Genomic DNA, 20,211 nt, shown 5'->3' on the forward strand with positions numbered 1-20,211 from the left:
CGCTACGCCCGCGGATCAGGCACAGTAGCCCCATGCACTTCGTCGGGCTCGATCTCGCCTGGGGCGAAAAGAACAGCACCGGGGTGGCGGTCATCGATTCCGACGGCCGACTTCTGCACGTCGGTGCCGCGCAGGACGACGCGAGCATCGAGGCCGCGGTGTCGCCCTATGTCAGCAGCGACTGCCTGGTGGCCATCGACGCGCCGCTGATCGTGAAGAATTTGACCGGGCACCGGCCCTGCGAAGCGGCGCTCAACCACGACTTCCAACGGTTCGACGCGGGAGCCCGCCCGGCATTTGCTGAGAAGCCCGAATTCAACGATCCTCGCGGCGCCCGGATCGCGACGGCTCTCACTCTCGACATGAATCCCTCATCGAGTTCGTCACGACGGGCAATAGAGGTGTATCCACACCCGGCGACCATCGTGTTGTTCGGCCTGGAAAAGATCCTGAAATACAAGAGGGGCCCCTTCGAGGTCCGTCAGCATGAGCTGCTGCAGTTGATGACGCTGATCGAGGGACTGGACAAGGCAACACCGCGGCTGCGGGTGAACCACAACGTGTCGTGGGTGGAACTGCGCAGACGCGTTACCGCCGCTACTCGACCGGGACAGCTCGACAGAGACGAAGATCCGGTCGACGCCGTGCTTTGTGCCTACGTCGCGCTGTATTGGTATCACCGGCCGGAAGACGTGACCATCTATGGCGACTTCGCGAGCGGCTACATCGTCACACCGACTCTTCCGGCGGATCTGGCGCCCGCGCCCCGTCGTCGTCCAGCCACACCGTCGGATACGGACGAATTGCGTGAGCGGCTCGCGCACCTCGCCGCGCTCCTCGACGAAGCACAACGCGGGTTAGCCGCGATCCGCCGACAGCTCGACGGCTAACGGGGTCAAATCTGTATGACGCGCTGGTCGATCGGTGCCAGCGAGTCGATGACATCGATCACAGTGGCCCGCGCCACGGTACGGGGATCCTCCCCCTCGTCGACCAAGGCGGAGACCACCGCGCCATCGACCGTGCAAATCAACGCTGAGACAAGCTCCAGGCGCATCGAGCGTCCCGACCGCTCGATCACGTCGGCGATGGCGTCAACGCGCTGACGCAAGATGCGCCGTTGGATGTCGCGCAGCGCAGGCAGGCGAGCACAGGCGATGTGGCGCTCGTAGCGCGAAATCAGCTGTTCGATTAAGCGCGGACCGGATTCGCTGCCGACAAGGAGGTCAACCAGCAGGTCGGCCGTGGTCTCGGCGCCGCGGCGGCGGCGGGACAGCGTGGCGACCTGGGCGCGCAGCTGCGCCACCTCCAGCATCCCGATATGGGCGACCGCACTGGCGATGAGGTCATCGAGGCTGGAGAAGTAGTAGGTGGTTGAGGCCAGCGGAAGGCCTGCCCGGCGCGCGACGGCGCGGTGGCGGACCGCCTCGAACCCGCCTTCGCACAGCAGCTCGGCGGCGGCGCTGACCAGCGCGTATCGTCGACGTTCGCCCTTTGGAGTCGCGGCACCCTTGAGAGTGGCAGTTGGCTTGGCGGTGACTGCAGACGCGCGGGCGACAGCCACCTTGGGCGTGACAGCTGCCGCGGGAGCGACGGCTCCCGGGTGGCGAATGGCTGCAGTCATCTACGTCATGGTGCCAGTCAGCCTGGTGCCGCATTGCCCTTTCGGGCAAACGCCAGGTCCGATGTGGCGTACCTCCAGCCATGCAGCGGCGGGGCGATGAGCAGCGGCGCTTTATCATGACCGGCATGTCGGACTTGAGTCGTCGCGCTGTGTTGCGCCTTGGCGCCGCTGCGGCGACGGGAGCACTGGGCGCCTACGCGCTGGACAGGTTGATGCCAACGCGGCCTCCGGTCACCGCGCCGGTGACGATGACCGGCACCGGCGTTCCGCTGGCGCCGCGCCCGCCGCTGGACCCGGCCCCCGCGCCGGTCGCGGCCCCGACGATGGTGACCGGCTCGTTCGTGTCGGCGGCCCGCGGCGGGGTAGCCACCAACTGGGCGATCGCCCGGCCGCCGGGTCAAACCAAACCGCTGCGACCGGTAATCGCGCTACACGGCAAAGGAAGTAGCGCGGCCACCGTGATGGACGGCGGCGTCGAACAGGGCCTGGCCCAAGCCGTCAACGCCGGCCTACCGCCTTTCGCGGTGGTCTCTGTCGACGGTGGCGGAAGTTATTGGCACAAAAGGGCTTCCGGCGAGGATTCCGGCGCCATGGTGTTGAACGAGCTCATCCCGATGCTGGAGGGCAAGGGCCTCGATACCTCCCGGGTCGCTTTTCTGGGCTGGTCGATGGGCGGTTACGGCGCGCTGTTGCTCGGCGGCCGACTCGGAGCAGCCCGCACCGCAGCGATCTGCGCGGTGAGCCCGGCACTGTGGTTGTCGCCCGGGGCGGCCGCGCCGGGCGCATTCGACGGTCCCGACGATTGGTCGGCCAATTCGGTATTCGGGATGCCCGCGCTGGCGTCCATCCCGATCAGGGTCGACTGCGGCAACAGCGATCCGTTCTACAACGCGACTCGGCAGTTCGCCGCTCAGCTGCCCAGCCCGCCGTCGGGCGGGTTCTCGCCCGGCGGGCACGACGCATCGTTCTGGAGCGCGCAACTGCCCGCCGAATTGACCTGGATGGCACCGCTGCTGACCGCGTAAGCTGATTCAAGCCAATACCAGAAGCCTTACCATATCTGATACGATAGTGCGTTCGAAGCGTCGGAGGTCACCGAATTGGCGAGGCAGGCAACCGCGGACAAGCGGCAGCGGCGTCAACGTGGGTCGATCAGCGTCGACGAGATCATCAAAGGCGCGTTCGAAGTAGCCAGGGAAGTATCGGTTGACGGCTTGAGCATGCCCCTTTTGGCCAAGCACCTCGACGTGGGCGTAACGAGCATCTACTGGTACTTCCGGAAAAAGGACGATCTGCTCAACGCGATGACCGATCGCGCGCTTGGCCAGTACGACTTCGCGACGCCGTTTGTCGAAGGTCAGGATTGGCGGGATTCGTTGCGCATTCACGCTCGAAAAATGCGCCAGACCTTCCGGAGCAATCCGATCCTCTGCGATCTGATTCTGATCCGCGGCACCTTCGGCCGGGAGGCAACCCAGGCCGCCTTCCAGAAACTCGAAAAGGCGGTCGCCACCCTGGTGGAGGCCGGCCTATCACCCGAGGACGCGTTCGACACCTACGCCAGCATCTCCGTTCACACCCAGGGTGCGGCCGTCCTGGAACGCCTGCAGGACAGATCCGGCGGGGCTGAACCGTATCGCCGCAGCGGAACGTCGGTCATCGATCCCGAGACGATGCCGCTGATCGCCGCACTCACCGAGAAAGGTCACCGGATCGGCGTAGCCGACGACATCAACTTCGAGTACGGCCTCAACTGCATTCTCGAGCACGCAAGCCGGCTCATCGCGTCGCGCGAAGAAGCCGTTTAGACCTCGACGACGACGGCGCCGCCCTGGCCGCCACCCGCGCACATCGCTGCCACGCCGATCCCGCCGCCGCGGCGGCCCAATTCGTGCACCAGCGTCGTGAGCATCCGCGCGCCGCTGGCCGCGATGGGATGCCCTAGGCTGCAGCCGCTGCCGTGGATGTTGACCCGATCCTCGTCGAGCCCATGCTCGCGGCAGGCGGCGATCGGCACCGAGGCGAACGCCTCGTTGATCTCCCACAGCGTGACGTCGCCGGGCGCCAGACCGGCGCGGTCCAGCACCTTGCCGATCACCTTCACCGCGCCCAGGCCGGTGTCTTTCGGTTCGACGGCGGCGGAAGCCCATGCCTTGACCGAGCCCAGCACGGTGAGCCCGGCAGACCGGACGAAGTCCTCGTCGGCCAGCGTCAGCGCGGCGGCCGCGTCGTTGGTGCCGCTGCTGTTGCCTGCGGTGATGGAAAAACCCTCAATCTCGGGGTGCAGCACCTTCAGTGACGCAAGCTTCTCCAGGCTGGTCTCGCGGCGAGGGTGCTCGTCCACGCTGAACTCCACCAATGCGTCGTCGAGGCCCTTGATCTTCAACGGGACGATCTCGTCGACGAAGGCGCCGTTATCGATTGCCGCAATGGCCCGTTGGTGCGAGCGCAACGCCCAGGCATCCATCTCTTCGCGACTGATCCCGACTGCTTGGGCGGTGTTCCACCCCACCGTGATCGACATGTCGCGGGTCGGCGCATCGGGCGACTCGACGTGCGTGGGCGGGATCCATCGCTCTTCGAACTCCAGGGTCGGCCCAGGGATACGCCAGTTCATCAGCGGGCTCATGGACAGCGACTGCACTCCGCCGCCGACAATGACCTTCTCGGCGCCGGAACCGATCTGCGCGGCCGCGTTGGCAACGGCGGTGAGGCTCCCCGCACAATGCCTGTTGACAGCCTGGCCGGGCACCGAGAACATCCCGGAGTTCGCCGCCGCGTAACGCGCGAGATCACCGCCGCCGTAATGAGATTCAGCAAAGATCACATCGTCGATATCGCCCGGCTCGACTCCGGAGCGTCGGACCGCTTCTTGCAGGATCGTGGTGGCGAGGACCTCGGGTGGAGTGTTGACCAATGAACCCTTGAACGACGTTCCGATAGCGGTCCGGACGGCACTGACGACGACGGGCTTGCGCATGTGGCCAACCTTTTGGGATTCGGGAAGACTTCGAGGCGACAATCGTATCAGCTACCGTAGCACCGACGATATCGGGTGCTTGCTGGCCATAGCACGCGTTGAGACACTTGGATCTCGCGCCCGTCGAGCAGGAGGTGCCGATGCAACCTTTCGATTGGGCCCTGCCCTACGCGTGGCCGCGAAAGCCCGTCCTGGCCAGCAACGTTGTCTGCACATCACAACCGCTGGCCGCCCAGGCGGGTCTTCGGATGCTCGCTGACGGCGGCAGCGCGGTCGACGCCGCCATCGCCACCGCGATCACCCTCACCGTGGTGGAACCGGTCTCCAACGGCATCGGCTCGGACGCCTTCGCCATCGTCTGGGATGGCCGAGAGCTGCACGGACTGAACGCGTCGGGACGCTCGCCGGCGGCGTGGACGCCAGAGTACTTCGGCGGCAAGGCGGTTCCCATGGCTGGCTGGAACTCGGTGACCGTGCCTGGTGCGGTGTCGGCGTGGGTCGAGCTACACGCCAAGTTCGGCAAGCTGCCGTTCGAGCGGCTCTTCGAGCCCGCGATCTCGTATGGCCGCAACGGCTTCCCGGTTTCCCTGACGATCGCAGAGCAGTGGGCCGCGCAGGTCCCGGTGTTCAAGTCCCAGCCCGGGTTCGCTGAGGCATTCATGCCCGGCGGTCGGGCGCCGAAACCCGGCGAACGGGTCACGCTTCCCGACCACGCGGCCACGCTGACGATTATCGCGGCGACTAACGGCGAGGCGTTCTATCGCGGAGAACTGGCGGCGAAGCTTGCGGCCCATGCGACGGCGAACGGCGGTGTGATGCGGGCCAGCGACCTCGCCGCGCATCGTGCCGACTGGGCCGGGACGATCAGCGGCGACTACCGTGGGTACACCGTCCACGAGATACCGCCCAACGGCCAGGGCATCGTCGCGGTGATCGCCCTGGGAATACTGGAGCAGTTCGACATGAGCTCGTTCCCAGCGGATTCCGCCGACAGCGTGCATCTGCAAATCGAAGCGGTGAAGCTTGCTTTCGCCGACGCACATGCCTACGTGGCCGACGTCGAGCACATGCCGGTGCACCCGGAGCGGCTCTTGGACCGGGATTACCTGCGGCAGCGGGCGAAGCTGATCGATCAGGCTCAGGCGAAACCGGCGTCCGCAGGGACACCGCGCGGCGGCACCGTCTATCTCACCGCCGCCGACGCCTCGGGGGTGATGGTGTCGATGATTCAGTCGAACTACATGGGGTTCGGCTCCGGCGTGGTGGTACCCGGCACCGGAATCGCGCTACACAACCGCGGCTCGGATTTCGCTGTAGCACGGGGACATCCGAACCAAGTGGGCCCGAACAAGCGCCCGTATCACACCATCATCCCGGGCTTTCTGAGTAAGGACGGCGCACCGGTGATGAGCTTCGGGGTGATGGGCGGCCCGATGCAGCCCCAAGGTCACGTGCAGGTGGTGACGCGCATCGTCGACCATGGCCAGAACCCCCAGGCAGCATGTGACGGACCGCGCTTCCGCTGGGTGCAGGGCCTGCAAGTCTGCTGCGAGAAGGGTTTTCCGCCGTCGACGCTCGACGAGCTATTGCGGCGAGGCCACGAGTTGGTCACCACGGACGACTACAACCAATTCGGCAGCTGCCAGGCGATCTGGCGGCTCGACGACGGATACCTCGCGGTGAGCGACCCCCGTCGCGACGGCCAGGCCGCGGCCTTCTAGGCCTTGACGCCATGCATCGGGTCAGTCAGAATCATTTAATAAACCGACCGCTGGTTTATTAATCAGGAGTATGGATGGCCCGGACCGTCAACGTCGTCGAGCAGGCCGCGCGACGCGATGCGATTCTGGATGCCGCACAGCGGCTGATTCTGTCCAATGGCTATGAGCGCCTGACTATTCAAGACATCCTCGAGGACCTGCAGATCTCCAAGGGCGCCTTCTACCACTACTTCGACTCCAAACCAGCGGTTGTCGAAGCCCTCACTGAACGGCTGGTCGACGATTCCGAACGTGCCCTTGCGCGGATCGCCGAGGACCCCGAGTTGGGAGCGGCCGAGAAGCTGCAACTCTTCTTCGGCGAGATCATCCGCTGGAAGTCCGCGCGGCAGAATCTCATGGTGGCAATGCTGCCGGTCTGGTACGCGCCCGACAATCTCGGCTTCCGGATGCTGGTGGATCGCGCCACCGCGAAACGATTGGCACCGCTGCTGAGCGTGATCGTCCGCCAGGGAGTCGACGAACATCAGTTCGCCACCTCCTATCCCGAGCAGGCGGGCGCGATCATCGTCGCTCTCGTGCAGGCACTTCAGCACGCGATGGCTCAGCACCTGCTGACGGCCGCCGGCCAATCCGCTGTTACCACCATCGTCAAGGAGATGGTGGCTACCCATGGCGCGCACATCGAAGCGATCGAACGGTATCTGGGCGTACCGGCCGGCACGCTATATCGCGCCGACGCTCGCGCAGTGAAGAGCTGGATCGCCGCGTTACGACGTGCGAAGCACGGTGGGCTGACTAATGACTAAATGGAAGACCACATGTCTGGTGGTCGGTGGCGGCCCAGCCGGGATGATGCTGGCCTATCTGCTTGCCCGGTCGGGTGTGCAGACCATTCTGGTGGAAAAGCACGGCGACTTTCTCCGCGACTTCCGCGGGGACACGGTGCACCCGTCGACCACAGAGCTGATGCATGAGCTCGGAATACTCGACGAGTTCTTGCGCGATGTACCGCACCAGACGATGAACCAGTTGGGTATCGGATTCAAAGGTCAGACGTTCGACCTCGTCGATTTCCGTCATCTGCCCACCGCTTGCAAGTACGTAGTCTTCATGCCGCAGTGGGATTTCCTGAACTTTCTGGCGGACAAGGCCAAGCGGTACCCCGCCTTCCGCCTCGAGAGGAACACCGAAGTAACCGGGCTGCTCTGGGACGACGATCGGGTCGTCGGCGTCACCGCGCAAACCGCGAGCGGCTCGCTCGAAATCCATGCTGACGTGACGGTCGCATGCGACGGACGATGGTCGGTCGTCCGGGAACAGTCTGGACTGCCGGTCAAAGAGTTTGCAATGCCCATTGACGTGCTGTGGTTCCGGCTTCCGCGTGCTGACTCTGCACCCGAAACTCTTGGGTACCTCGGCGCGGGCCAGATCGTCATCGCGATCAATCGCGGTGATTACTGGCAGTGCGGAACGATCATCGATAAGGGCGGCTTCGAAACGGTGAAGGCTGACGGACTGCCGACCTTCCGGTCCAGAGTGGCTGCGGCCGCCCCCTTCCTGGCGACGAGCCTTGAGGCGCTGACCGATTGGGACCAGGTCAAGCTGCTGGCAGTGCGGGCCAACCGGTTGCGCCAGTGGTGGCTACCCGGGTTGTTGTGTATCGGCGACGCCGCGCATGCGATGTCCCCGGTCGGTGGGATCGGCGTCAACTACGCCATCGCTGACGCGGTGGCCGCCGCCAACTCACTTGCGGGGCCGTTGCAGAACGGCCGGGTAGTTGACGATCATCTGCGTGCAGTCCAAAAACGCCGCCAGACCCCGACAAAGGTGGCGCAATTTCTGCAGCGAGCGCAGACAGCGAATCTCGCCCGACTGAGCAAGACCGATCCCCCGTTGTGGATATTGCGTTTTTTGACCCATTCCGCGCCGGTCAAACGGCTATTGGGCCGGACAATGGGGCTTGGTTTCCGCCGCGAACACATCCGCAGCGGCGTCGCCCCCGACTAGACGCGCACCTTGCCTGCTGCGGCCGCTAGCCCTATGTCAGTGCGAAAGTGACTGCCGGGCAGTCGGATTGACCTGATGATGTCATACGCGGCCGAACGCGCCTCGGATAGGCCTGCGCCAGTGCCGACCACAGAGAGCACTCGCCCGCCGGACGACACGACCGCACCGTCATCGCGACGGGCCGTTCCGGCATGCAGAACCCCGTCGGCCTCCGATCCCACCACCACATCACCGACCCGCGGCCGACTCGGATAGTTTTCCGCCGCCAGCACCACCGTCACTGCCGTACCGTCGCGCCATTGCAGCGCACCGAAACTAGCCAGCTCGCCGGTGGCCGTCGCATAAAGCAACTGGCCCAGTGGTGAATCGAGCAACGCGAGCACCGACTGTGTTTCCGGATCGCCGAACCGGCAGTTGAATTCGATCACCGCGGGCCCGTCGGACGTAACCGCCAGACCGGCGTAGAGCAACCCGGAAAATGGGCTGCCGCGTCGGACCAGCTCTGCTGCAACGGGTTTCACGATGTCGCTAACCATCGTCTGGTAGACGTCTGAGGGCAACCACGGTACCGGCGCATAGGCGCCCATGCCGCCGGTGTTGGGGCCGGTGTCACCGTCGCCGACCCGCTTGAAGTCCTGTGCGGCCAGCAGTGGCACGACGGTCTCGCCGTCGACGACGCAGAACAGCGACACTTCGGGACCGTCAAGATAGGACTCCAACAGCACCGGGTGCCCAGACTCGAGCAGGCCCGCGGCATGAGCACGCGCGGCGTCGCGACTCTGGGTGACCGTCACACCCTTCCCGGCGGCCAGCCGGTCGTCTTTCACTACCCAAGCCTGGTCGCCGACGGCCGGTCCGAATCGGTCCAACGCTGCGTCCAAACGCGCTGGGCTGTCGACGATCTCGCTCGACGCGGTACGGACACCGGCCGCCGCCATCACATCTTTGGCGAAGGCTTTGGAACCTTCGATCTGCGCCGCTGCCTTGCTGGGCCCGAAGCAGGCGATACCGGCATCGCGCACGGCATCGGCCACTCCGAGTACCAGGGGGACTTCGGGACCGATGACCACCAGGTCGGCACGGACCTGGTGGGCCAACGCGACGACGTCATCGCCGGAGGTGATGTCGACCTGGTGCTGGTCGGCTATCAACGCGGTTCCGGCGTTGCCGGGTGCGATGGCCAGCGCTTCGACCTGGGGATCGTCGCGCAGCGCCAACAGCAAGGCATGTTCGCGGGCACCGGAACCGATCACCAGGACGCGCACGAACGTCACCCTATCGGTCTCGGCGAGGGGACCGCCAGGAATGACGCGGCCATACACTTGACAGTTAGGTGTATGGTCGACGGCGGAGGGTGTGCTTCAGATCACCCATAGGAGGTGTCCGCAAGTGACGACAACACCGAGTGTCTGCCCGTTCGGGCCGGGTTTCGACTTCACCGATCCCGACGTGCTGCAACGCGGCGTGCCGATCACCGAATTCGCTGAGCTCCGCAACACCGCGCCGGTCTGGTGGAACGAGCAGCCTGCCGGCACCAATGTCTTTGACGACGACGGATATTGGGTGATCAGCCGGCACCAGGACATCAAGGAGATATCCCGAGACAACGAGCTGTGGTCGACCCACGAGAAGGGTGTCGTGATGCGGTTGCCCGAGGGCGTGACCGCCGAGCAGCTGGAACTCACCAAGGCTTTGTTGATCAATCACGATCCGCCCGAGCACACCCGGCTGCGCAAGCTGGTCTCCCGGCTCTTCACACCACGATCGGTAGCCTCGCTCGAGGAGAAACTCGCCTCCGCCGCGCGTGACATTGTTCGGGCCGCGGCCGAGAAGGACACCGGCAACTTCGTCGACGACATCGCAATGAAGTTGCCGCTGCTGGCGATCGCGGACCTCATCGGGGTGCCCGAGGCCGACCGCGAACAGCTGTTCGCCTGGACAAACGCCGTGATGAATACCGATGATCCAGATTTCGACAGCGATCCCATGACCGCCCATGCCGAGCTGATGGGCTACGCCTACAACATGGCCGAAGAGCGTCGTCGTTGTCCGGCCGACGACATCGTCACCAAACTGGTCGAGGCCGACATCGACGGCGAATCGCTGGGTGAGACCGAGTTTGCGTTTTTCGTCATCTTGCTAGCCGTCGCCGGGAACGAGACCACCCGCAACGCCATGACGCACGGCATCAGTGCCTTTTCCGAGTATCCCGAGCAGTGGGAACTGTACAAACGCCAACGCCCGGAGACCGCCGCCGACGAGATCGTCCGTTGGGCGACGCCGGTGCACTGTTTCCAGCGGACCGCCCGCAAGGATGCCGAGGTCGGCGGTGTCACGATCCGAAAGGGCCAGCGGGCCGGTCTGTTCTACAGCTCGGCTAACTTCGACGGCGACGTCTTCGACCGACCCTTCGAATTCAACATTCTGCGTGATCCCAATCCGCACCTGGGATTCGGCGGTAACGGCGCGCACTACTGCATTGGCGCGAACCTGGCTCGCATGGAGATCAAGCTGATATTCAACGAGATCGCCGATCAGCTGCCCAAGATTGCCGCAGTGACAAAGCCCCGCCGACTCCGGTCGGGATGGATCAATGGCATCAAGGACCTGCAAGTCGCCTACCACGGGTAGCCGCCACATAGGATTCCGACGTGCGCACTCACGGGTGGGCCGGTGCAACACCGGCCACCGACGACGAGGCCGTCGCTCGTATCCTGGCGGCAGCCAGCGCTGCCATCGACAGTCGCGGCGGCGACATCAGCATCGCGGACGTGGCACGCGCGCTGGGTGTCACACGTCAAACCGTCTACCGGTATTTCCCCAGCACCGACGCCCTGCTACTCGCAGCGGCCACCCATGCGGCGACCGACTTCCTCGACCGGTTGGCGGCGCACTTGTCGGGAATCACCGATCCCGCTGAAGCGGTAACCGAAGGAATCGCCACCACGCTCGAGTGGCTACCCACCGACAAGCACATCGGTCTACTCCTCGCTCGCGACCGCGGTAACACGTTCACCGCGCAGGTCACGTCGGAGGTGGCCTTGCAATTCGCTGACTCAATGTTGCGACGATTCGACGTCGATTGGGCCGCATCGGGTTTGACTGACGACGATCTGGCCGAGCTAGCCGAACACTTGCTGCGGATCATCCAGTCGTTCGTCATCGACCCAGGGCGGCCGCCCCGGCTCAATGAGAACCTCCGCGACTATTTGCGTCGCTGGGTGGGTTCGGCGTTGGGTGGTGTTTCTGTCACTTGCCCGGCTCCTCCTGATCGCGCTTCGCGTCCCCCTCGCCGCTACGCGGCTGGGGGTACCCCCACTGCATCGTCGCCGGGCTAGTCCAGGCCCTTACCGGAGTGCATCTTCAACGCGCCTTCGACGTTGGCCTTCTTGTCCTCGCCAGCGCCCTTAGCCGCGGCCTTCTTCCGCTTCGCCACGACGGTGTCGACCGCGCCGTTGAGCGCCGAACCCAGCGGGAAGCCGAGATAGTGGGTGAGGAAGACGGCCATCTCCTTGAGTTCGGTCTCGGAGAGTTCCCCGTTGAGCAGTGCGGCGTTGATTTGAATCTCGGCCAGGTCGCGATTTCCGACTGCGGTGACCGCCGTCAACGTCATGATCCGCTTGTCGCGCATCGACAATCCCGGTCGGGTCCAGATGCTGCCGAACAAGTGATCGACGGTCAGGTCGAAGTACGCGTCGCCCTCGATGTTGGGCATCTCCCAGCCGTAGACCTCGTTCATTTTCTCGAGGCCCTTGCTTCGTAGCTCGTCCATTTACGTCTCTTTCTCTGTGTGCGGTACCCCGAGGCCGTCGGCCAGCCGCTGGTAGGCCAGCTGGGCCAGCGGGAGGTCGACCGATACCGCCTCACCCAGCGCCAGCGCCAGGCTCAGATCCTTCTCGCCGAGACCGCGGGTGTGCAGAAACGGCTGATACAAAAAGTGCTCTGGCTCAAGCGCTTTCATGTCATCGCGGACCATGATGGCACCCGGCCCGCTGGTGAGCGCGTCGGTGTGCCGCACCACTCGGCCGAGCGCCTGCAGATCCAGTCCGGCCGCCTCCGCCAGCTTCATGGCCTCGCAAGCCGCGGCATACGACGTAAACGTCAACATGTTGCGGGCCAGCTTCATTCGCGTCCCCGCGCCCGGGGCGCCGGCGTGAATCACGAGCGATGCCCACCGCTTGAACGCCGGCTTGATCCGCTCGTAGACGTCGCGCTCGGCACCGACCATGGTGGCGAGCTCGCCCTTCTCGGCGGCAGCCGCACCGCCGCTGACGGGCGCGTCGACGATGTGTATTTCCTGCTGCTTGAGTTCGTCAGCCAATTCCGCCGCGGTGGTGTCGCTGATCGTCGAATGAATCGCGATAACGGTGCCGGGCTTGGCGTGGGCGGCCAGTTCGCTAACAACCTGACGCACCTGAGCGTCGTCGAGCACGGTGACGTGGACGAGGTCCGCGGCGGCGACGTCGGCGATACTGTCGGCCAGACTCGCGCCGGCCTCGGCCAGCGGCGTCATGGCCTCGGCCCTAATATCGTAAACCGTTACACCACCCCGCCATTCGAGCATTCGCTTGGCCATCGGAGCGCCCATATTTCCCAGCCCGATGTACCCGAGCGTTAACCCATCACTCATGACCGAATCACCTGCCCGCCGTCGACATTGAAGATCTGCCCGGTGATCCAAGATGCCTCATCGGACAACAGGAACAGGCACATGCCGACCAGATCCTCGGGGGTTCCCATCCTGGACAGCGGAAGACCTTTGACGATGTCGTCGACAATCTCCTTGGGCGTGGTGGTCCGATTCGCCTCGGTATCGATGGGTCCGGGCGCGATCGCGTTGATCCGGATGTTCTGGCCGCCCAGCTCGCGGGACAGCTGTTGGGTCAAGCCGTTGAGACCGACCTTGGCCAGGCCGTAGAAGTTTGAGTACAGCCACGCCGCGGTGGATGATTGGTTGACGATCGCTCCGCCGCCGCGCTTGGCCATCTTCTTGTACACCGCGCGGGTGCACCACAACGCGCCATCGAGGTTGACGCTCATGAACTTCTTGTAGTATTCGGGGTCGACGGTGACCAGGAAATCCAGCCTCATACCGCCGAATATCGCGGCGTTGTTCACCAGGTAGTCGATGCCGCCGAACTCGGACAGCGTGCGGTCGGCCATGGCCTTGGCCGAGGCGGGGTCGGACACGTCGACAGGAGTGCTGATGGCGGTGCCGCCGTCGGCAACGATCTGCTTCGCCACCCCTTCGGCTGCCTCGACATTGATGTCGGCCACCACGACTGCGGCGCCTTCCCGGGCCAATGCCTCGGCATACGCCTGGCCGATACCACCACCGGATCCGGTGACAATGGCGACCTTCTTTTCGAATCTCACGCTCCGAGCTCCTCTAGTTGACCGCTGTCGCAATCGTTTTGGTTTCCAAGTACTCTTCGAAACCGGCCCGACCCATCTCGCGGCCGTTCCCGGACTGCTTGTAACCCCCGAACGGCGCGTCGGCTGAGTACCAGACGCCGCCGTTGACGTTGATCGTGCCCGCCCGGACCCGCGTGGCAATCCGCGCCGCCCTATCTGGGTCGGTGCCAAATACGGTGCCAGACAAGCCGTACGGCGAGTCGTTGGCAATGCGAACGGCGTCGTCGTCGCCGTCGTGCGGAATCACCGTCAGGACCGGGCCGAAGATTTCCTCGCGGGCACAGCGGGCGTCGTTGCCCAGCCCCGCGATCACCGTGGGCTCGATGAAGAAACCGACATCACGGCCGGCCGGCCGGCCTCCTCCACAGGCGAACGTCCCGCCCTCAGCGATCGCCGAGTCGAGGTAGCCCTGCACCCGATCGCGCTGTCGAGCCGAAATCAGTGGCCCGCAAATGGTTCCGGCGTCGGTCGGGTCGCCGGCCTTGATTCCGCCCACCGTTGCGGCCGCAATCGAGACGGCCTCGTCATACCGGGCCCGCGGCACCACCAGCCGGGTCGTGATCGCACATCCCTGCCCGGCGTGCATGCACACCGAGAATCCCGCCACGCCAACCGCACCGGCCAACTCGGCGTCGTCAAGCACGATGAACGCCGACTTGCCGCCGAGCTCCAACAACACCTTCTTGATGGTGGCGGCCCCGTCGGCCATCACGCTGCGGCCGGTGGCCGTCGACCCGGTGAACGACACCATGTCCACCCGAGAGTCCTTGGCCAACAACGCGCCTACGCCGTGATCACTCGAGGTGACAATGTTGATCACCCCGGGCGGAAAATCGGTGTGCTCGCTGATGAGCTCCCCGAGCACCGCAGCACACCAGGGTGTGTCGGGGGCGGGCTTCAAGATCACGGTGTTGCCCGCGGCCAGCGCAGGCCCGATCTTGGCGAGATTGATCTGGTGGGGAAAGTTCCACGGGGTGATGGCCCCCACGACGCCGACGGCCTCACGGACGATCGTGCGGCGGGTAGGAATGCCCATCGGCGAGGCCTCGCCAAGATCCTGGTTGTATTCGTACGATTCGGCCGTATCCGCCGCAAAAGCCAGATCGTTGACGGGCACTTCGAGCTGAGCGATTGCGGTCAGCATCCGCGGCGCGCCGACTTCGGCGATGGTCAAGTCCCGCAACTCTTCGAGGTGCTGCTGCATCGCCTCGCGCAGTTGGCGTACACACCGCACCCGCAGTTCGGTGTTACGTGACCAGTCCGTGTCATCGAAGGCCCGCCGCGCGGCCTCAATGGCACGGCCCATGTCCTCGGCGTCGGCATCGGCGGCGGCACCCAGGACTTCCTCGGTGGCCGGGTTGATGGTGGCAAAGGTACCCCCGCTGCCGCTGGTCAGCTTGCCGTCGATGAGCAGGGCGCTTACCCCGTCGGCCAGCAATACCATCTTCGCCTCCGCGCCTTGTAACGGTGGACACCTGTCCGGAATAGTCCAGTCGCACCATAGCCGCCGGGGCCGTCGAAGTGCAAGGGTGGGTCGTCTCCACAGGCTCTCACGCGGCCTGTTTCCTGCTACTTCGTTGATCAGACTTGCCTCGCATCACGAGTATCAGATAACTTGGACAAGTGTCCAGCGATCCAGTGGTCGCGATCACTCCCGGGGCCGGCAGTCCGGCCGGGCAAGTGCCGCGCAACCGTCGCCAAGAAGAGACGTTCCGTAAGGTGCTCGCGGCCGGCGTCGAAGTCCTGCGGGAGAAGTCCTACGCCGACCTGACGGTTCGCGCCGTGGCTGCCCGCGCCAAGGTGGCCCCGGCAACCGCTTACACCTACTTCTCGTCGAAGAACCACCTGATCGCCGAGGTCTATCTCGATCTGGTGCGACGGGTCCCCTACTTCACCGACGTCAACGAACCCATGCCGACTCGGGTGGACAAGGCCTTGCGCCACCTGGCACTGGTTGTGGCCGACGAACCCGAAGTTGCCGCGGCGTGCACGGCGGCGCTGCTCGGCGGCGCCGGGGACCCGGCGGTACGGTCCGTGCGCGACCGGATCGGCGCCGAAATCCATCGCCGCATCACATCGGCAATCGGGCCCGACGCCGATACCCGGACCGTGTCCGTACTCGAGATGGCGTTCTTCGGCGCGCTGGTCAACGCCGCCAGCGGCGCCTACACCTATCACCAAATCGCCGACCACCTCGGCTACGCGGTCGGCCTCATTCTGACAACCAGGGGAAACCGATGACCCTTCAGATCGACAAGCCCCTCCTGGACCCTTATGACTACGACTTCCACGAGGATCCCTACCCGTACTACCGGCGGCTGCGCGACGAGGCCCCGCTCTACCACAATGAAGAACTCGGGTTCTGGGCGTTGTCGCGACATCACGACGTACATCAGGGATTTCGCAACAGCACTACACTGTCCAACCGCGACGGCGTCTCATTGGACCCAGTATCGCGCGGACCGCATGCGTCGAAGACGATGTCATTTTTGGCGATGGACGATCCCGCCCATCTGCGGCTGCGCACGCTGGTATCGAAGGGTTTCACGCCGCGGCTGATCCGGGAGCTCGAGCCCAGAGTCACCGAGCTTGCCGTGCAACACCTCAACGCCATGCTGGAGAAGGCGGGCTCCGGCGAAATCGTCGACTATGTCGCGGAATTCGCGGGCAAACTGCCCATGGACGTCATCTCCGAGCTGATGGGTGTGCCGGAACCCGATCGCGACCGCATCCGCGCCATGGCCGATGGCGTGATGCACCGCGAGGACGGGGTCAACGACGTGCCGGCTTCGGCGATCGAGGCGTCGATCAACCTCATCGTCTACTACCAGCAGATGATCGCCGAGCGTCGCAAGAAGCCGACCGACGACCTGACGTCGGCGTTGCTGGAAGCCGAAATCGACGGTGACCGGCTCACCGATGAGGAGATCCTCGGGTTCATGTTCCTGATGGTCATCGCGGGCAACGAGACCACGACCAAACTCCTTGCCAATGCCGCCTTTTGGGGTCACAAGAATCCAGATCAACTGACTCCGGTTTACCAGGACCTGTCGCGGGTGCCACCATGGGTTGAGGAAACCCTGCGCTATGACACATCCAGCCAGATCCTGGCCCGCACCGTGTCCGGAGAGCTCACGCTCTACGACACCACGATCCCCGAAGGTGATGTGCTATTGCTGCTGCCCGGCTCGGGACACCGCGACGAGCGGGTGTTCGACGATCCCGACGACTATGTCATCGGGCGCGACATCGGTTCCAAGTTACTGAGTTTCGGCAGCGGCGCACACTTCTGCCTCGGCGCCCACCTGGCCAGGCTGGAGGCTCGGGTAGCGCTCACCGAATTGTTCAAGCGAATCCGCGGATATCAGGTCGACGAGGCCAACGCCGTCCGCGTCCATTCCAGCAATGTGCGCGGGTTCGCCCACCTGCCCATGGCCGTGGAGGTCTCGTAAATGCCACGCTTCGAACCACATCCGGCCCGTAGGCCCGCGATCGTTGCCGGCGCATCGTCGGGTATCGGGGCGGCCACCGCAGTCGAGATGGCCGCCCACGGATTTCCGGTGGCGTTGGGCGCGCGGCGCGTCGAGAAGTGCCAGGAGATCGTCGAGAAGATCCGCGCCGACGGTGGCGAGGCGATCGCCCTGCCCCTTGACGTCACCGACGCCGAGTCGGTCAAAGGCTTCGTGCACCAGGCCACCGAGCAGCTCGGCGACATCGAGGTTCTGGTCACCGGCGCCGGCGACACGTATTTCGGGCGGCTGCACGAAATCGACACCGAGACTTTCGAATCGCAGATCCAGATCCATCTGATCGGAGCCAACCGGTTGGCCACCGCGGTGCTTCCGGGCATGGTCGAGCGTCAACGCGGCGACCTGATTTTCGTGGGCTCCGACGTCGCGCTGCGCCAACGCCCGCACATGGGCGCCTACGGCGCCGCAAAAGCCGCGCTGGTCGCGATGGTGACCAATCTGCAGATGGAACTCGAGGGCAGCGGCGTGCGCGCTTCGATCGTGCACCCCGGCCCGACGAAGACCGCGATGGGCTGGAGCCTGCCCGCCGAGTCGATCGGCCCGGCGCTGGAGGACTGGGCCAAGTGGGGTCAGGCGCGCCACGATTACTTCCTGCGGGCGGGCGATCTCGCCCGGGCGATCGCGTTCGTCGCCGAAACACCCAGGGGCGGTTTCGTAGTCAACATGGAGATTCAGCCCGAGGCGCCCCTGGCGGACAACAAACAACGCCAAAAACTCGCACTCGGTGAAGAGGGGATGCCAGGACATGGTTGATTCAACTACGGCGAATACCGCTATCGTGCCGCGGGTTTCCGGTGGCGAAGAAGAACACGGTCATCTCGAAGAATTCCGCACCGATCCGATCGGCCTGATGCGGCGCACGCGCGACGAGTGCGGCGACGTCGGCTGGTTCCAGTTGGTCGACAAGCACGTCATCTTCTTGTCGGGAGCGGAAGCGAACGAGTTCTTCTTCCGGTCTTCCGACGAAGATCTCGACCAGGCCGAGGCCTACCCGTTCATGACACCGATCTTCGGCCAGGGAGTGGTGTTCGACGCCAGCCCGGAGCGACGCCAAGAGATGCTGCACAACTCGGCGCTGCGCGGCGAGCAGATGAAGGGCCACGCCGCCACCATCGAGGGCGAAGTCAAGAAGATCATCGCCGATTGGGGCGATGAAGGCGAGATCGAGCTACTCGACTTCTTTTCCGAGTTAACCATCTACACCTCGACGGCATGCCTGATCGGTCTGAAATTCCGCGAGCAGCTCGACCGTCGGTTCGCGCACTACTACCACGAATTGGAGCGCGGCACCGACCCGCTGTGTTACGTCGACCCGTACTTGCCGATCGAGAGCTTTCAGCGCCGCGACGACGCTCGCGTGAAACTCGTTGCGCTAGTTCAGGAGATCATGGACGGGCGCCTCGCCAATCCTCCCAGGGACAAAAGCGACCGCGACATGCTCGACGTGCTGGTCTCCATCAAGGACGACGACGGCAATCCGCGGTTCTCCGCCGACGAGGTCACCGGTATGTTCATCTCGCTGATGTTCGCCGGCCACCACACCAGTTCCGGCACCTCGTCATGGACACTGATCGAACTGATACGCCATCCCGACATCTATGCCGACATCGTCGCCGAGCTGGAGGAACTGTACGCCGACGGTCAAGAGGTGAGTTTCCACGCGTTGCGCCAGATTCCGTTACTGGACAACGTGGTCAAGGAGACCCTGCGTCTGCATCCGCCGTTGATCATCCTGATGCGGGTCGCCAAGGGCGAATTCGAGGTCGAAGGCTTCCCGATCCACGCCGGTGACTTCGTTGCCGCGTCTCCGGCCATCTCCAATCGGATTCCCGAAGACTTTCCCGACCCCGACGCCTTCAACCCAGACCGCTACAACAAGCCCGAGCAGGCCGATATCGCCAATCGGTGGACCTGGATCCCGTTCGGCGCCGGCCGGCACCGCTGTGTGGGAGCGGCATTCGCCACCATGCAGATCAAGGCCATCTTCTCGGTGTTGTTGCGCGAGTATGAGTTCGAGATGGCACAGCCTGCCGATAGCTACCGCAACGACCATTCCAAGATGGTGGTGCAGCTGGCCCAGCCCGCCAAGGTGCGCTACCGCCGCCGTAACGGGAGCTGATCGTGGGATACCGGGTCGAAGCCGACTTGGACTTGTGTCAGGGCCATGCGATGTGCGAGCTGGAGGCGCCCGACTACTTTCGGGTACCCAAGCGGGGCAAGGTCGAGATCATCGAGGCCGAGCCGCCAGACGATGCCCGCGAGGAGATTGACCGGGCCGTTGAAATGTGTCCAACCCGAGCGTTATTCATCAAACAGGAAGAAGACTGAACACAATGTCATCCACGGCGTCATTCACGCGTGCAGAGCTCGAAGAGTGGGTGCAGTCCTGGCTGCAAGCCAATAAGGACTGCGAAAAGGCGGGCGACTGGAAGCCGTTGGCAGACTTCTATGCTGCCGAGGCCACCTACGGCTGGAACATCGGCCCGAAGGAAGACGTGATGTGCGTCGGTGTCGACGAGATCCGCGACGTCGCGCTGGGCTTGGAAATGGAAGGCCTGGAGAACTGGGTGTACGAATACCAGAAGGTGCTTATCGACGACAAGCAGGGCGAGATCGTCGGCTTCTGGAAACAGATCGTCAACAAGTCCGACGGCAGCCAGGACGAGATCTACGGCATCGGCGGTAGCTGGTTCCGGCTCAACGCCGACAAACTCATCGAGTGGCAGCGCGATTTCTTCGACTTCGGTCATGTCGCGAAGATGTTCGCGGCCCTCATCGAGTCCGGCGATCTGAGCACCGGCATGCAGAACCGGATCGAACGCAGCGTGGCCGGCGAGAAGCTGCCCGGCTACTACCCGCTCGGACAGGCCCCGGTTCCCATCTGGTGATCCCCGCTGTTTACAACACGGTGATGCAGGTCATAATGGGCTGCGA

Annotated in this window: 21 protein-coding genes; 14 read left to right on the plus strand and 7 right to left on the minus strand. The window is 64.4% G+C overall.

The features are described from left to right. Positions 1 to 32: 32 nt before the first annotated feature. Positions 33 to 890 (plus strand): DUF429 domain-containing protein, encoded by an 858-nt coding sequence (locus VNW74_RS20090; RefSeq protein WP_325680004.1) that lies wholly within the window; start codon positions 33 to 35, stop codon positions 888 to 890. A 5-nt stretch (positions 891 to 895) separates the two neighbouring features. Here the strand turns inward: VNW74_RS20090 and VNW74_RS20095 are convergent, their stop codons facing one another. Next, a complete protein-coding gene (locus tag VNW74_RS20095; protein ID WP_325680006.1) occupies positions 896 to 1,624 on the minus strand; it encodes a TetR/AcrR family transcriptional regulator in 729 nt (242 codons plus the stop codon). A gap of 116 nt (positions 1,625 to 1,740) precedes the next feature. Here VNW74_RS20095 and VNW74_RS20100 point away from each other — a divergent pair, with 116 nt between their 5' ends. Continuing rightward, positions 1,741 to 2,649, plus strand: a complete 909-nt coding sequence (locus VNW74_RS20100; protein ID WP_414686729.1) for an alpha/beta hydrolase-fold protein — start codon at positions 1,741 to 1,743, stop codon at positions 2,647 to 2,649. Between the two features lie 75 nt (positions 2,650 to 2,724). Then, positions 2,725 to 3,432: a TetR/AcrR family transcriptional regulator gene (locus tag VNW74_RS20105; protein ID WP_325680008.1), complete on the plus strand. Its 708-nt coding sequence runs from the start codon at positions 2,725 to 2,727 to the stop codon at positions 3,430 to 3,432. Here the strand turns inward: VNW74_RS20105 and VNW74_RS20110 are convergent. Beyond that, positions 3,429 to 4,604: a thiolase family protein gene (locus VNW74_RS20110; RefSeq protein WP_325680011.1), complete on the minus strand. Its 1,176-nt coding sequence runs from the start codon at positions 4,602 to 4,604 to the stop codon at positions 3,429 to 3,431. The genes VNW74_RS20105 and VNW74_RS20110 overlap by 4 nt on opposite strands. Positions 4,605 to 4,744: 140 nt before the next feature. On the opposite strand from VNW74_RS20110, the gene ggt reads away from it, so the two are divergent. The 3 genes from ggt to VNW74_RS20125 all read left to right on the plus strand — a co-directional run bounded on the left by ggt (position 4,745) and on the right by VNW74_RS20125 (position 8,332). Beyond that, positions 4,745 to 6,325 carry a gamma-glutamyltransferase gene (ggt, locus tag VNW74_RS20115; RefSeq protein ID WP_325680013.1) on the plus strand — a complete coding sequence of 527 codons (1,581 nt, stop codon included), beginning with the start codon at positions 4,745 to 4,747 and terminating at the stop codon, positions 6,323 to 6,325. 74 nt (positions 6,326 to 6,399) lie between these two features. Continuing rightward, positions 6,400 to 7,131, plus strand: coding sequence for a TetR/AcrR family transcriptional regulator (locus tag VNW74_RS20120; protein ID WP_325680015.1), 732 nt, complete (start codon positions 6,400 to 6,402; stop codon positions 7,129 to 7,131). Beyond that, complete coding sequence (locus VNW74_RS20125) at positions 7,124 to 8,332, plus strand: FAD-dependent oxidoreductase (protein WP_325680017.1); 1,209 nt, start codon at positions 7,124 to 7,126, stop codon at positions 8,330 to 8,332. Before VNW74_RS20120 ends, VNW74_RS20125 begins: the two co-directional genes overlap by 8 nt. Here VNW74_RS20125 and purD read toward each other — a convergent pair. After that, positions 8,329 to 9,597: a phosphoribosylamine--glycine ligase gene (purD, locus tag VNW74_RS20130; protein WP_325680019.1), complete on the minus strand. Its 1,269-nt coding sequence runs from the start codon at positions 9,595 to 9,597 to the stop codon at positions 8,329 to 8,331. The two genes, VNW74_RS20125 and purD, sit on opposite strands and share 4 nt — an antisense overlap. Before the next feature lie 124 nt (positions 9,598 to 9,721). Here purD and VNW74_RS20135 point away from each other — a divergent pair, with 124 nt between their 5' ends. Further along, the gene (locus tag VNW74_RS20135) at positions 9,722 to 10,963 is read left to right on the plus strand and encodes a cytochrome P450 (protein WP_325680021.1); all 1,242 of its coding nucleotides are present in this window, start codon (positions 9,722 to 9,724) and stop codon (positions 10,961 to 10,963) included. Positions 10,964 to 10,983: 20 nt separating this feature from the next. Then, on the plus strand, positions 10,984 to 11,670 hold the full coding sequence (locus VNW74_RS20140) for a TetR/AcrR family transcriptional regulator (RefSeq protein WP_325680023.1): 687 nt from the start codon (positions 10,984 to 10,986) through the stop codon (positions 11,668 to 11,670). Here the strand turns inward: VNW74_RS20140 and VNW74_RS20145 are convergent. The 4 genes from VNW74_RS20145 to VNW74_RS20160 are packed head-to-tail and all read right to left on the minus strand — an operon-like array spanning position 11,667 to position 15,191. Then, positions 11,667 to 12,104, minus strand: coding sequence for a carboxymuconolactone decarboxylase family protein (locus tag VNW74_RS20145; RefSeq protein ID WP_325680025.1), 438 nt, complete (start codon positions 12,102 to 12,104; stop codon positions 11,667 to 11,669). The genes VNW74_RS20140 and VNW74_RS20145 overlap by 4 nt on opposite strands. After that, positions 12,105 to 12,962: an NAD(P)-dependent oxidoreductase gene (locus VNW74_RS20150; RefSeq protein ID WP_325680027.1), complete on the minus strand. Its 858-nt coding sequence runs from the start codon at positions 12,960 to 12,962 to the stop codon at positions 12,105 to 12,107. It abuts the gene before it with no gap. Continuing rightward, complete coding sequence (locus VNW74_RS20155) at positions 12,959 to 13,708, minus strand: SDR family oxidoreductase (protein ID WP_325680029.1); 750 nt, start codon at positions 13,706 to 13,708, stop codon at positions 12,959 to 12,961. The genes VNW74_RS20150 and VNW74_RS20155 overlap by 4 nt, the downstream gene beginning before the upstream one ends. Positions 13,709 to 13,721: 13 nt before the next feature. Next, on the minus strand, positions 13,722 to 15,191 hold the full coding sequence (locus VNW74_RS20160) for an aldehyde dehydrogenase (protein ID WP_325680031.1): 1,470 nt from the start codon (positions 15,189 to 15,191) through the stop codon (positions 13,722 to 13,724). Positions 15,192 to 15,370: 179 nt separating this feature from the next. Here VNW74_RS20160 and VNW74_RS20165 point away from each other — a divergent pair, with 179 nt between their 5' ends. From VNW74_RS20165 to VNW74_RS20190, 6 genes are read left to right on the plus strand one after another with little or no spacing between them, the layout of a single operon-like run. After that, a complete protein-coding gene (locus tag VNW74_RS20165; RefSeq protein WP_414686730.1) occupies positions 15,371 to 15,988 on the plus strand; it encodes a TetR/AcrR family transcriptional regulator in 618 nt (205 codons plus the stop codon). After that, positions 15,985 to 17,199, plus strand: a complete 1,215-nt coding sequence (locus VNW74_RS20170) for a cytochrome P450 (protein WP_325680033.1) — start codon at positions 15,985 to 15,987, stop codon at positions 17,197 to 17,199. Before VNW74_RS20165 ends, VNW74_RS20170 begins: the two co-directional genes overlap by 4 nt. Then, a complete protein-coding gene (locus VNW74_RS20175) occupies positions 17,200 to 18,030 on the plus strand; it encodes an SDR family oxidoreductase (protein ID WP_325680035.1) in 831 nt (276 codons plus the stop codon). It abuts the gene before it with no gap. Continuing rightward, positions 18,023 to 19,396 carry a cytochrome P450 gene (locus tag VNW74_RS20180; RefSeq protein WP_325680037.1) on the plus strand — a complete coding sequence of 458 codons (1,374 nt, stop codon included), beginning with the start codon at positions 18,023 to 18,025 and terminating at the stop codon, positions 19,394 to 19,396. Before VNW74_RS20175 ends, VNW74_RS20180 begins: the two co-directional genes overlap by 8 nt. Continuing rightward, the gene (locus tag VNW74_RS20185) at positions 19,396 to 19,605 is read left to right on the plus strand and encodes a ferredoxin (protein ID WP_325680064.1); all 210 of its coding nucleotides are present in this window, start codon (positions 19,396 to 19,398) and stop codon (positions 19,603 to 19,605) included. The genes VNW74_RS20180 and VNW74_RS20185 overlap by 1 nt, the downstream gene beginning before the upstream one ends. A 5-nt stretch (positions 19,606 to 19,610) precedes the next feature. After that, the gene (locus tag VNW74_RS20190; protein WP_325680039.1) at positions 19,611 to 20,165 is read left to right on the plus strand and encodes a nuclear transport factor 2 family protein; all 555 of its coding nucleotides are present in this window, start codon (positions 19,611 to 19,613) and stop codon (positions 20,163 to 20,165) included. Positions 20,166 to 20,211 lie beyond the last annotated feature (46 nt).

The organism is Mycobacterium sp. (assembly GCF_035570115.1).
Lineage (GTDB): Bacteria > Actinomycetota > Actinomycetes > Mycobacteriales > Mycobacteriaceae > Mycobacterium.